9 protein-coding genes are annotated in these 13,601 nt (G+C 39.5%); 6 read left to right on the top strand and 3 right to left on the bottom strand.

Annotated elements, in window-relative coordinates:
* The first annotated feature begins 41 nt into the window (after nucleotides 1-41).
* From AA977_RS04130 to AA977_RS04115, 4 genes are all read left to right on the top strand, one after another.
* Nucleotides 42-890: an SDR family oxidoreductase gene (locus AA977_RS04130; protein ID WP_064434696.1), complete on the top strand. Its 849-nt coding sequence runs from the start codon at nucleotides 42-44 to the stop codon at nucleotides 888-890.
* Nucleotides 890-1,870 carry a FecCD family ABC transporter permease gene (locus AA977_RS04125; RefSeq protein WP_064434695.1) on the top strand — a complete coding sequence of 327 codons (981 nt, stop codon included), beginning with the start codon at nucleotides 890-892 and terminating at the stop codon, nucleotides 1,868-1,870. The genes AA977_RS04130 and AA977_RS04125 overlap by 1 nt, the downstream gene beginning before the upstream one ends.
* A complete protein-coding gene (locus tag AA977_RS04120) occupies nucleotides 1,870-2,637 on the top strand; it encodes an ABC transporter ATP-binding protein (protein WP_033617843.1) in 768 nt (255 codons plus the stop codon). The genes AA977_RS04125 and AA977_RS04120 overlap by 1 nt, the downstream gene beginning before the upstream one ends.
* 66 nt (nucleotides 2,638-2,703) lie before the next feature.
* Nucleotides 2,704-3,819, top strand: coding sequence for a glycosyltransferase family 8 protein (locus AA977_RS04115; protein WP_172796004.1), 1,116 nt, complete (start codon nucleotides 2,704-2,706; stop codon nucleotides 3,817-3,819).
* Nucleotides 3,820-3,971: 152 nt separating this feature from the next.
* On the opposite strand, the gene AA977_RS04110 is transcribed toward AA977_RS04115, so the two are convergent.
* From AA977_RS04110 to murJ, 3 genes are all read right to left on the bottom strand, one after another.
* Nucleotides 3,972-7,877 carry a vacuolating cyotoxin family protein gene (locus AA977_RS04110; protein ID WP_064434694.1) on the bottom strand — a complete coding sequence of 1,302 codons (3,906 nt, stop codon included), beginning with the start codon at nucleotides 7,875-7,877 and terminating at the stop codon, nucleotides 3,972-3,974.
* Nucleotides 7,878-8,162: 285 nt separating this feature from the next.
* Nucleotides 8,163-9,560 carry a cysteine--tRNA ligase gene (cysS, locus tag AA977_RS04105; protein ID WP_064434693.1) on the bottom strand — a complete coding sequence of 466 codons (1,398 nt, stop codon included), beginning with the start codon at nucleotides 9,558-9,560 and terminating at the stop codon, nucleotides 8,163-8,165.
* Complete coding sequence (murJ, locus tag AA977_RS04100; RefSeq protein WP_064434692.1) at nucleotides 9,561-11,021, bottom strand: murein biosynthesis integral membrane protein MurJ; 1,461 nt, start codon at nucleotides 11,019-11,021, stop codon at nucleotides 9,561-9,563.
* A 93-nt stretch (nucleotides 11,022-11,114) separates the two neighbouring features.
* On the opposite strand from murJ, the gene AA977_RS04095 reads away from it, so the two are divergent.
* Nucleotides 11,115-12,950: a hypothetical protein gene (locus AA977_RS04095; RefSeq protein ID WP_064434691.1), complete on the top strand. Its 1,836-nt coding sequence runs from the start codon at nucleotides 11,115-11,117 to the stop codon at nucleotides 12,948-12,950.
* A 29-nt stretch (nucleotides 12,951-12,979) separates the two neighbouring features.
* On the top strand, nucleotides 12,980-13,531 hold the full coding sequence (ruvA, locus tag AA977_RS04090) for a Holliday junction branch migration protein RuvA (RefSeq protein WP_064434690.1): 552 nt from the start codon (nucleotides 12,980-12,982) through the stop codon (nucleotides 13,529-13,531).
* The last annotated feature ends 70 nt before the right edge of the window (nucleotides 13,532-13,601 follow it).

Below are 13,601 nucleotides of genomic sequence, written 5' to 3'. Positions count from 1 at the left end.
TAGAGGCATTAGAAAAATAATAAGAGGGTTAGCGTTAGATAATGGGTGTTGGAGAGAAAAAAGAAAGCCAAAAGGTGGCAGTTATCACAGGGGCGAGTTCTGGGATCGGGTTAGAATGTGCGTTAATGCTGTTAGATCAAGGGTATAAGGTCTATGCACTCTCTAGGCGTGCGACTTTGTGCGTAGCCTTAAACCATGCGTTGTGCGAGAGCATTGATATTGATGTGAGCGATTCTAACGCTTTAAAAGAAGTGTTTTTAAACATTAGCGCTAAAGAAGAGTATTGCGACATTTTAATCAATTCCGCCGGTTATGGGATGTTTGGGAGCGTAGAAGACACGCCTATTAATGAAGTTAAAAAACAATTCAGCGTGAATTTTTTCGCCCTTTGCGAAGTGGTGCAACTTTGTTTGCCCTTATTGAAAAACAAGCCTTATTCTAAGATTTTTAACCTTTCTTCTATCGCAGGGCGCATGAGCATGCTTTTTTTAGGCCATTATAGCGCGAGTAAGCATGCCTTAGAGGCTTATAGCGATGCCTTGCGTTTAGAGCTTAAACCCTTTAACATTCAAGTGTGTTTGATTGAGCCAGGGCCGGTGAAAAGCAATTGGGAAAAAACCGCTTTTTCAGTTGAAAATTTTGAGAGCGAAGATAGCGTTTATGCGTTAGAAGTGAATGCGGCTAAAACTTTTTATGCGAGCGTGTATGAAAAAGCCTTAAACGCTAAAGAAGTGGCGCAAAAAATCGTTTCTCTTAGCATGAGTCAAAAAATCAAGCCTCGTTATTTGATCGGCTTAAAAACCCAATTGTTATTAGCGTTGTATAAAATCCTCCCTAGTAAGTGGTATGACTCTTTATTCAGATTAATCGTTCTTGGGAGGAAAGCGTGATGCTTAAAACCTATCATATCGCCTTAGCTTGTGTGATTTTAGCGGTGGTGGTGCTGTTGTTTGGAGGGGAGTCTTTGAGTTTGGAAGAATGGCAAGAAGTGGTTATGAATGTGAAAAACCATTTCTTACACAATGAAGAACTGAGCTCTTTAAGTATTATTATTTTAGAAATACGACTACCACGAGTGATTTTAGCGCTTTTAGTGGGAGCGAGTTTGTCCGGGAGTGGGGTGGTGATGCAAACGATTTTTAGAAACCCCTTAGTTGACCCTTTTTTATTAGGGATTTCTAGCGGGGCGATGCTAGGCGTGGCGGCAGCGATAGCGATCTTTGAATCCAATATTGCCATTTTGGCGTTTTTTGGGGCGATTTTAGCCAGTCTTGCTGTCTTAGCGATGAATAGGGTTTTAGGCAATTCCGTCCTTTCATTGGTGCTTTCAGGGGTGGTGTTGAGCGCGTTTTTAGGAGCGTTAGCCGGAGCGATAAAATTCTTTGTGATCCCCCAAAAAGCGCAAGCGATTGTCGTATGGCTTTTAGGGAGCTTGTCTTTAAGCAGTTATAAGGATTGCTTGGTGGCTTTCATAGGGCTTTCTTTAGGCTTTATCCCGCTTTTTTTGTTAAGGTGGCGCATCAATTTATTGAGCTTGAGCGATGCGCAAAGTTTGAGTTTAGGCATTAACCCGGTGCTGTTACGATCGCTGTGTTTGGTGTGCGTGAGCGTTGCGAGCGCTTTAGCGGTGAGCGTGTCTGGCACGATCGGCTGGATTGGGTTAGTGATCCCGCATGTAGCGAGGTTGTTTTTTGGGGCGAATTTGCAAAAATTGCTTTTAAGTTCTTTGTTAATGGGGGCGTTTTTCTTGCTTTTAGCGGATGTGGTAGCCAAAACCATTACCCCATATGACTTGCCGGTAGGCATTGCGACAAGCGTTTTAGGAGCGCCTTTTTTCCTGTGGCTTTTATTTAGAACTAGGGGGGTGTGATGGTTTTAGAAGTTAAAAATTTGTCTTTTAAATATTCTCAAAAACTCATTTTAGATCACTTGAGTTTTAGCGTGCCAAAAAACAGCATTACCAGCATTTTAGCGCCTAATGGATCCGGTAAAACCACGCTTTTAAAATGCCTTTTAGGGCTTTTAAAGCCTTTAGAAGAAACTGAAATTAAGGCGTGTAACAAGGATATTTTACCCCTAAAGCCTTATGAAAAAGCCAAGCTAATCGCTTATATCCCCCAAGTGGAGTATTATGCGTTTAATTTCAGCGTGTTGGATTTTGTCTTAATGGGGAAAGCGACGCATTTGAATCTATTCGCCACCCCTAAAGCCAAGCACATTAAAGAAGCCACGAATATTTTAGAGCGCTTGAATTTAGAGTCTTTGAAAGATCAAGGCATTAACGATTTGTCCGGCGGTCAAAGGCAAATGGTGCTTTTAGCCAGGAGCTTGTTGCAAAGAACGCCCTTATTGTTACTAGATGAGCCTACGAGCGCTTTAGATTTAAAAAATCAAGCCCTTTTTTTTGATGCGATTAAAGAGGAGATGAAAAAACGAGAATTAAGCGTTTTGGTCAATATCCATGACCCTAATTTGGTTGCCAGGCACTCCACGCATGTGGTCATGCTCAAAGATAAAAAACTTTTTTTGCAAGCTTCCACGCAAATCGCTATGACTTCGCACAACTTAAGCACGCTCTATGACACGCCCCTAGAAGCGATTTGGCATGACAATAAGCTTGTGGTGTATGCGTTGTAAAAACAGAGAGTTTTGAGTTATAATGTCTCGTTTATTTTTATTTTCAAGGAGTTTGTGTGAAACTTAGTGCATCTGTTACCCCCCCCCCCCCAACTCTCAAGCATCACTATCCCTATAGTAGTAGCTTTTGACAATAATTATTGCATCCCTGCTAGTGTGAGTTTATACTCCATGCTTTCTTGCGCGAAGCGAGAAAAAGATGGGGTGAAACTTTTTTATCAAATCCATTGCTTGGTAGATAATCTAAGCGCTGAAAATGCAGAAAAATTAAAGCAAACTGTAACCCCTTTTAGCGCGTTTTCTAGTATTGAATTTTGTGATATTTCAAATAATAACGCTTACCCCTTTAAATTGGTTTCTGAACTTTTCTTAAGGCTCAATTCTTTCGCTAAAAAGCGTTTTTCTAAAATGATTTTATGCAGGTTGTTGTTGGCGAGTATTTTTCCCCAATATGAAAAGATTATCATGTTTGATGTGGATACTTTGTTTGTGGGCGATATTAGTGAGAGTTTTTTTATCCCTATGGATAAAGAGTATTTTGGGGCAACTAAAGAAGATTTGTCATTAGTTGGTATTCATAGCGCTAATGATTTGTTTTCATCTCGTCTTAATTGGTCTAGAGGAATGGGTGTTAAACTCAATCATAAAAGCCCAACCTTTCAAGAAGTGGAAATTCTATATCAAAACCCTTTTAATGCAGGTTTTATGCTGGTTAATTTGGCATTGTGGAGAGAGCATAATCTAGAAGAAAAGTTGATTGATTTTTTTAAAACAAGAGATGAAGGGCTTTTGTTGCCAGAGCAAGACTTGTTTGTGCTTGTTTGTCAAGGGCATATTTTAGAAATGCCTTGCAAGTATAATGTCCATCCACGCATGGTTGGGACAAAAATGATACCTAAAAAATCTGACGCTTGCATGTTGCATTTTTATGCTGATGAAAAGCCCTGGAAACATTTTAGCTACCCGTATTCTAAAGAATGGCACCAAGTAGCTTTTAAAACCTCTTTTAGCTCTTTAGCTTTTGAGAATTTAGTGGGTACAATTGAAACTTTTACTAAACTCAATAACCACAACAAAAAAGATTTTTTTGAATTTTTAAACACCAAGTTAAATAAAAAACTTCTCATACAATACATATTGTTTAAGATTTTTAAAAAGCTAGAGTCTTTTTGTTTGCGTTAGCGGGGCTTGTTAAGGGCTAATCTCTTAGGGGTTGGTTTATCAATAAATGCATTAGCATGGCTTGTGCCACCATTATACCAATTGTTTCCCCCCAATCTCACCCTATAATATCCCCCATAACCCATGGCTAAGCATGGGTTTAAAAGCGGCATTTAGAAGCTATACCTCATTCCTAAATTGGAAGCGAAATGGCCCGCATTGGAAATCAAGTTATGCCCGTAAATAAAGCCCAGATTCAAATACACTTCTTTAGCTAATTGCAATTCCCCACCCATCATCACTCTGGCATGCGTGTTTAAAGGGTTGCGAGCGGCATTGACTTTAAAGGTGTTCAAAGACACCGCATTGTGAGATCCAAAATTCGCAAACTCTTGCAAAACTCCAGCATTCAAATAGAAGTATGAAGTGTCCCCATAGTAATAGCGGGCTTCTATGTTAGCGTTAGCGTTGAATAAATGCTGACTGCTCGCGCCATTTTTTAAAGCCACTTGGTTGCTGTTGCTTTTAAAGTTGGTTGAGCCTAAATGATTGTAGCTCACGCCCACGCTTGGTTTTAACACTAAAGCGTTCCTAAAAAACGCAAAGTCATAACCATAGCTCGCTTTTGTTGTGGCGCTATAAGCTAAGTAACTATAGCTTTGATTCAAATCTGATAACAGAGCGCTTTTGAAATTCAAGCTTGATTGATCGCTCCCTACAGCCCCTTGAGCTTCAAAGTCAAATTCATGATGGTTAGCAAAAAGACGGCTATACACGCCAAAATTAGTGTTATTAGCCCCAGAGTTAAGAGAGTTCGCGCGATTACTCAAAGAGCTATAACCATAGCTTCCAAACCCGCCCACAATGGCTTCCACTTCCCCATTAAGGTAAGCATCTACGCCTACGCTTGTGCCATACAATGAAGCGTTGCCGCCACTATTCAAGCTCGTTCCCCCAATCGCATTAGCCCAAACATTGGTGGGTTTTTCATATTTAGGAGCGAACTTATACACCACTTCTGCTGCACTTTCTAAAGAAGCGAATCTTTGATCTTTTAAAGCTTGCAAGCGTTGGGCAAACGAGTCAATATTGTTGGTGTGTTTCCTAGAGAGATTGACTAAACGAGAATTTAAAATCATCGCATTGCTCAAGCTCAAAGTTTGTAAGCCGCTTGTTTTATGCTCTAAACTGGCTATGTTGTTTAAAGTGTCAGTGGCCGCATTCAATTGCTGGGTGATTTCATTAGCGCTTGTGTGATCAATCATTTGTCTGGCATAACCCGCATTATGGCTATCAACCAATAAGGTTTGCAAAAGATTTCTGCCTTGTGCGCCTGAATGGGCATAAAGCGTGTCAATATCTTTAGAGCGATCAGCCAATTCAAACACGCTTTCAATGGTGCCAAAATCATGCTGATTGATAGCGACTAAATTAGGAGTGGCTCTGTGAGCGAAAGGAGCGTTCTTTACGAGAGCGTAAGCGAAACGCGCATTGCTAGTGGTGTTGGTGGGTAAATTTGTGGTATTGCTCTCAGAACTAGTAGGTGTAGAATTATTGCCCAAATTAACAGCGATTGTGGTGTTGTTAGCGGTTTTACTAATGCCTGTATTTTTCCATGCCTTACCTTCAAGATACTTGTAACTTTCAGGGTTGTTCACCATGCTTTGGTTGCCGATGGCCATTCCGCATGCTTTAATGTCATTGAGATTGTTTTTTCGCACCACACAAATATCCATGCGGTTGTTGTTGTTATAAAGGGCTAGGCGCTCTTTGAATTGTTCTTGTGGATTAGTGCCATTAGCGTTTGTGGAAACATTATCATAGCTGATGTTTTGCGCTTTCACTAAAACATGCTCTTTATTTTTAGTGAGATTTTGAGCGTCATTAATCTTAATGAGCGGTTGGTAAAATCCGGTCGCACTATCCACATTGTTATTAAACTTCATGGCCGCTGTCTTGCCTACATTCAAAGTCGCTACACGCCTATCTTGGACAAAAAGATTCATGAGCGACCGATTGTTAGTGAAATTCCCTTGAATGGTTAAATCCAAATCTTTACCATAATCCATGCTAGCGTTATTGGTTAGGGCTAGGTTATTAAACATAAGCCCCGTTTTGCCCGGAATGTTTCCTGGAGCTCCAAAAAGAACCCTCTTAGTGATTTCAACATCGGTAACATTCCTAGCGTCAAAATAATTCCAAGGGGCATGGTAAAGCTCATCTATGACGAGTTTTTTACCGCTTTTAAAAGTAACACCCCCAGAATAGGCCGGGCTATATCCCGTTTGCAAGCTCACGACATTGATGCGCGATTTATCGCCTATATCTTCGCCAAAAATACTGTATTGACCAAAACTCTGAACACGGGTTGTAACCACCAATTCCTTAATATCAAAGTTTTTAATGTTCACATTAGTGGCAGCTGTGGTGAGTTTGTTGATATTGACCTTATCGGTAACGCCGCTAAGATCCAAAGTGCTAGTGTTTAGCCCGTTATCGCTTTTGCTGGCATCAATATCCTTAAAATGAGCGGTGTTGGCATTCACTTTTAAGTTTGTAGATTTTCCTAGATAAACATTGCCATTAAACTTAGCGGTATGGGCATCCACTCTTAAATTCACCGCTTTTCCTAGATGGATATTGTTATTAAAAGTAGCGGTGCCGTTGTTGGTATCCTCGCCAGCCTTAAATTCAAAATTCGCGCTTGAGCCTGCCAAAGCAGAACCACCCACTTGGTTATTCACTCTTAAAGTCCCCTCAACGGTGATATTCCCGGTTAGATTTTCCACTAAAAGAGAGCGCCCACTCGTTGAATTGGATAAATTGACACCGCCTTCGCCGATATTCAAATGAGCCGCATTGGTGGTAAGAGAAGCTTTATACCCTCCTGCTTTAATCGTGCCATCAGCGTTAGTGTTTAAGTGGAAAATATTCACAACCGTGTCTTTACCACCTGCAAAAGGCCCGTCAATAACTTGCGTGGGTTCAGTTTCTGTTTTTTGCGTATCGTTTTTAGTACCGCCTTGAGAAGTGTCCTTATTTTTACCCTTATAGCCTTCTTCTGGAGGGGTAACAATGTTTAACCCTGCGCTTTGCCACAAATCCAGCGTGCCAATATTAGTCTTTTTATTAGCGATAATGCCTGCTTGAGCGCCGTTGTGATCCCCCACAACGAGATGACGGAAATTCGCTTCCCCTGTTACTTTTGAAGTGTCTATCGTGCTGTATGAAGGGGCCAAATACGCTCCCACATATTGCAAACGGCCCATCCACACCTTACCCCATAGATCAACGCTCTGGTTTGAGCTTGAAACCAAATTAAGCGTCGCGCCATCATAAAGAGAGATTTCAGCGTTTTCACGGCTAGTGATTTTTTCTGAACTTTTCAAGGTTAAAACCGTAGAGCTGGCTTTCCTCCCGGCCCCAGAACCCACACGATTGTTGATTTCTAAAAAATTATCAATTAAGATATTTTTAGCGTCAAAATTCACCCTCGTAGTGCGATCAGCGCTGTCCTTGAAGCTTGTGAAAGAATTGCCATTGAATTGGCCTAAGCGCAAAGTGGCTTTTTGCATATTCACGTCTAAATCCCCACCGGTATAGTTTATAAGCCCTGAAAGGTTATAAGTCCCTACAGCGTCTTTCATATCCACTTCAAGCTTATTCCATTGCCCGCCTTTGACCCAATAATGCCTAGCAGCATTCCCCCAGTCCCAACCTCCTTCAATCTTACTGGATAAAAGGGATTTGTATAAGTCGTATTGCTTATGAGGGAAATTATTAAAACCTCTTCCTGCTTGAATGTGCCAAATTTTATCGGGTGTATCTGGGGCTTTGTTGGCTTGTTCGGCTTGTTTGAGTCCCCAGCTAAGAAGCCCTGAAACCGTTCCTACAGCGGTACCAGTAGCGATACCACCAATAATGGCTGGAATGATCACGGTGGTGAAAAAGGCACGATTCTCGCTATGTATGGGATCATTTGGCGTATTAGCCCCTAGTTCGGTGCTCATTAATGCCCCCGCTAAAGCGAGAGAAATAATAGGGCGATTGATTTTGCGGTATGTTTGTTGCGATTCCATTTTTTTCCTTTCTTATTATAAAACGATTTTTGCACAAATGGTGCGACTCTAAACGAGATGATTTCTGTTGCATTTACAATTAAGGTTATAAATATACAAATCTACAACCGATGGTTAATTTTTATCAATTTAATATAAATGAACGCAAAATCTAACAAGATTAAAAAGTAACATGGTTGAAATTTTTGGCTAGAGTGTGTAAATAGGTAAAATTTAAAAAGCTTAAAAAGTTTCTCTTGTTGGAAGTTTTGGCTAGAGTGGGTAAATAAGTAAGGTTTGAAAAGCTTAAAAAAGCTTCTCCCATGTAGTGCCTTGTGGGGTGTCCATCAAAGCGATTTTGCACTTTAAAAGCTCTTCTCTGATGCTATCGGCTTTCATGAAATCCTTTTGCTCTTTGGCGTATCTCCTTTCTTCTATCTTTTTTTCAATTTCTTGTTTTTCGCTTTCATTCACGCCTAATTGGAAATATTCAGTAGGGTTTTTAAACCCGATGCCAAGCAATTCTTCTACGAATTTCAAGTTCGCTAAAATTTCGCCTTTCAAAGCCTTGTTTTTAGGGTTTTGATCCAGTTTTTCATTCATAGAAGAAAGCATGCTTTCTAAAACGCTCAACGCTTTAGAAATGTTTAAATCATCTTGCATGCACTCTAAAATTTCTTTTTTAAAGTTTAAATCAATGTTTCCAAGAGATCCCAAAACGCGCTGTTTCAAGCGATAGATTTTATCCAAGCGTTTTTTACTCACCAACAAATCTTCTTCGTTAAAATTCAAAACAGAGCGATAATGCACCCCTAATAAATAATTGCGCAAAATTTCGCCATCATAGTTTTTGAGCGCGTCTTTAATAAAAAAGCTGTTGCCTAAACTTTTAGACATTTTTTCATTATTGATATTTACAAAGCCATTGTGCATCCAGTATTTAGCGATCTCCACGCCAAAGGCGCAACGGGTTTGGCACGCTTCATTTTCATGGTGGGGGAATAATAAATCCACTCCGCCTGCATGAATGTCAATTTGATAGGGGGTGTCAGCGAGCGCTAAAGTTTCAAAAACCATGCTAGAGCATTCTATATGCCAGCCAGGGCGCCCCTTGCCTAAAGGGCTATCAAAGCCCACATCATTATCCCCCTTATAGCTTTTCCATAGCGCAAAATCCTGTTCGAGCCGTTTTTCTTGCACTAAACCAATGCGGCCAAATTCAATACTGCTATTATGCACGCTCAAAGAGCCGTAATCTTTATCCTTGCTCGTGTCTAAATAAATATCCCCATTAGAGACTTGATAAGCGATATTTTTTTCTAAAAGCGTTTCAATCATGCGCACCATAGCGTCTAAATACTCGCTCGCTTTAGGCTCTAGGCTGGGTTTTTTCACATTCAAAGCGTTTAAATCTTTCGTGTAAGATTCAATGTAAACACTGCTTAATTCTTGAATGCTTTTATTTTCTTTGAAGGCCTTATTGATGATCTTGTCATCAATATCGGTGAAATTCCTAACCAACACCACTTCATAGCCGCTCAATTCAAGCGTGCGCCTCAACAAATCAAAAGCGATCGCGCTCCTGGCATGCCCTAAATGAGCGTCATCATACACCGTAGGCCCGCACACATAAATATTCGCCTTTTTTTCAACTAAAGGCTCAAAAAGGACTTTTTGTTTTAATTTGGTATCATAAATCAACATTTAAAAACCTTGAAAATAATAAAATAAATATAAATGTGTTATTAACGACTTGAACGCTAAGAGCAATAAGATTTCTGCGCAAGCGAGAAAAAGAATCACAAGCCATAATTTTAAAGGCTTAATTATACCCAAGAATGCTTGAAAGCCAAACGCTTTAATCGTTAAAACAAATAAAAATAACCCGCTCAAACTATTCGCTAACGCTAAACCCAAAACCCCTAAAAAGGGCATCAAACTTAAAGAAGCCACTAAACCTAAAAAAAGCGAAATTAAAGAGATTTTAGCCGCTTTTTTTTGTTCTAATTTCGCATAGAGCCATAAAGAAAAAAGTTTGGTTAGCCCAAAAGGGAGCAAGCCTAAAAGATAGAGCGAAAAGACTTGCGAAGTGATTAGAGTGTCTTTAGGGCTAAATTGCCCTCTTTCAAATAAAAGCTCTGTGATTTCTTTGCTTAACATGATCCCCCCAATGCTGCAAAAAAGCAAAACCCCCACCAAAAAAAACCACGCCTTTTGCAAGCGTTGCAAGATTAAATCCTGATGGTTGTTTTTAAGCGCGATTGCAATGCTAGGGAAAAGGGCTGTGGAGATAGCGATAGCAAATAAGGCTAAAGGGAGCTGGAAGACTCTATTAGCGTAATACAAATAAGACACGCTCCCGCTCGCTAAAAAAGAAGCGATCGTGGTGTCTAAAAAAGAAGCGATTTGCGCGCTGGAATTGCCTAAAACGCTGGGGAAAAATTGTTTGAAAAACCCTTTCAAATCCTTTTTAACTTGATTGAAGCGGTATTCTTTTTTGAGCGCGTTTTTAGTCTTAAAGCTTAACAACCCTTTTGATAACAAATTGAATAAACCTAATCTCACTAAAGGATAAAAATGCAATAAAATTTGAGCCACGCCCCCTAAAAGCACGCCATAACTCAAATAATACAACGCTTCTAAGTGCGGTTTTTCTTTAGAAATAAAAAGGGCTAAAATCATGCACAAATTGAGTAAGCTTGCGCTATAAGCGCTGGCAAAAAAGCTGTGTTTGTATTGCAAAAGCGCGCCTAAAAAAGTGGCGATAAACACCAATAAAAGATACCAAAAATTGATCGCTACAATCGGGACGCATAATTTGAGCGTCTCTTCATCAAAGCCGTAAGCTAGGAGTTTGGTTAGCCATAAGGGATTGAGTGCCACCAATAAGCACCATATGAATAAAACGCCACAAAAAATAAGCCCCACTAAACTTGCAAAACTCCCTTTAATAGAGCTTCGTATAAAGCTCGGTAAAAAGCTTTGCGAAAACGAGCCTTCCGCAAAAATACGCCTGAACAGATTGGGCAATTTGAAAGCCACAAAGAAAATATCGCTAAACACCCCGGCCCCTAGAATATTAGCCATCATCAAATCCCGTAAAAAGCCAAAAATCCTAGAGCATAAAATCCCTAAACTATTCGTTAAAAATATTTTTTTTAGCATACCAATCGCAGTTATTACCTAATTTTCAGTGTTTTTTTGTTAGCATTATGTTATTTTTCATCTTTTTATATTATACCATTTAAGGATTAAAAAATGAGCTTGGAGCGTTTTGCCCCTATAAAAATTGAGCGGTGCAAAGACATTCAAAAAGAATTGAAAAAAGCGGCCGCTGAAAATAAATTGCAAACAGAAGATCTGTGGTTTGAGATCTTAAAAACTTCTATTTTTATCAAAAACAGCGCTAAAGATGAGTTTAGCGAGGCTTTTAGTGGGGAATTGCAACAATTAGAAGAAGAGGAATATTATGAAAAAAAGGAGCTCACCCTCTATCAAACCCACGATATTAAGATCAAATTAAACGCTTACAAACGCTTTTTTGAAGTGAAAGTGGATGAAAATTTGAGCAAGATTGAGATCATTTTAGACGAGTGTTTTATTGTCCTAGACACTGAAGAGCATTACCAAGAAATGTTTGGGTACATTAAAGAGCGTTTAGCCTTTGAGGGCGTGGTGTTTCGCCACCTTCCAACAATGTATGAAAACCTAAAAATAGAATTAAGAAACCATAAAAACAAAACCCAAACCAAGCGCTTTACTTTATACGCTTCTTTAACCTTTATCCCTAATATAGAAGAAAAATCCCATTTTTTATTAGAAGAAGAATACCTTCCAACGCATTCAATCCCTTTAAGCGAACAAGAAGAATCCTTTGTTAAAGAAAATTATTATATCGCTAAAGAAAATCAAAAAGTCGCTTGGGTGAGTTACCCTAAACAAGGCAGAGAAGGCCGTAACCTTAAGGGCTTTTATGTTGAATTGCCTAAAGTTGCTAATTCGCCCACCCCCATAGGGCATGACAAAAACGCTTTTGAAGAAAGAGAAGAAAATAACGCTTTAGTGTATTACTCCAAAGCCTTACAAGGGGTTAAAATGGAGAAAGGGCGTTTGGTTTCTAAGCAAGATTTTATCTTTAAAAACGGGATCAAATCCATTGAAACGCCCAATCTTTTGGGGGGAGTGGAGAGCGATCTGGTGTTAGAAATTCAAGCTAAAGACGAGCTGAATGATGCGATTGATTCTAACCTTATTTTAGAAGCGAGCGCGATTAACATTAAGGGTAATGTGGGTAAGAATGTGATCTTAGTGGCTAAAGAAATCAATATAGAGGGGCAAATCCATCCTGAAAGCTATGTCTATGCCAATAAAGCGCGCATCACTAACCATAAAGGCGTGTGCTACGCTAAAGAGTTGGAGTGCAAGTATTTAGAGCGCGCTAAAGTGTATGCCAATAGCGTTAAAGTAGAAGCGAGTGCAGGGAGCGTGGTTTATGCGAAAGAAATCGCTTTAGAAAAGCTTAAAAGCGATAACAAGCTGTATTTTTCCAAGCAATGCTTGATTGATGAGGTGGATGGTAATGGCAACCGCTTTATTTTTTACGCTTTTGGGGGGCGAGAAAATCAAGAAGAATTAAAGATTGCTAAGCAAAAGCTCAATGCATTGGGGTTAAAATCTAAAAAAATCATCGCTCAGCACCAGTCCTTAAACCACCTGGTTAAAAACAATCAAACGATCATGGAAAAGCTTAAAAACGCCACCGAAGAAATCAAACGCTCTTTAATGCAACAAGAAAGCGTGAAAGACGCTTATAGTGAGTTTATGTTCGCTTTGAAGCGTTTGAAAATCTTAAAAGCCCAAATGCTAGAATTGCAAAAAATCAATAACGAATGCTACGCTAAACTCATTAGCATAGAAAACAGCTTCCAGCATGCAAGCATTACGACTAAAAACCCTTTCAAGCAAGAAAATATCGTGATTTATCATCGCAATTACCCTAAAGTGAGCAATTTAACCGCCATGTTAAGCCATAATGAAAGCGTGGATGTGATCTATGAAGATTATAAAATCAAAAAAATCCCTAAAAAGCGCTAAAAAAGCTAAATCATAAGAAAGAGACAAAAATGATCGTGGGTTTAATAGGGGTCGTGGAAAAAATTTCCGCTTTAGAAGTGCATATAGAAGTGCAAGGCGTTGTTTATGGGGTGCAGGTTTCTATGCGAACTTCTGCTTTGCTTCAAGCGGGCCAAAAAGCGCATTTGAAAATCTTGCAAGTGATTAAAGAAGATGCAAACCTTTTATACGGGTTTTTAGAAGAGAGCGAAAAAATCCTTTTTGAAAGGCTTTTGAAAATCAATGGGGTAGGGGGGCGTATCGCTTTAGCCATTCTTTCAAGCTTTTCACCGAATGAATTTGAAAACATTATCGCTACTAAAGAAGTCAAAAGACTCCAGCAAGTCCCAGGCATTGGCAAAAAGCTCGCTGATAAGATCATGGTGGATTTGATTGGCTTTTTCATTCAAGATGAAACTAAGCCTGTGCATAATGAAGTCTTTTTAGCTTTGGAGAGTTTGGGCTTTAAAAGCGCAGAAATCAATCCCATTTTAAAAAAACTCAAACCCAGTCTTAGCATAGAAGCAGCGATTAAAGAAGCCTTGCAACAACTGCGCTCTTAAAAAAAGATAAGTTTTTGGCTTTAGCGATTATTTTAAGCGGAGCGTTAAATACCATGTTAAGCGAGCGCTA

Source organism: Helicobacter pylori (assembly GCF_001653455.1).
In the GTDB taxonomy this organism is placed as follows: domain Bacteria; phylum Campylobacterota; class Campylobacteria; order Campylobacterales; family Helicobacteraceae; genus Helicobacter; species Helicobacter pylori_A.
The sequence above is the reverse complement of the archived record's forward strand: the minus strand, read 5'-3'. Positions and strand labels throughout refer to the sequence as shown.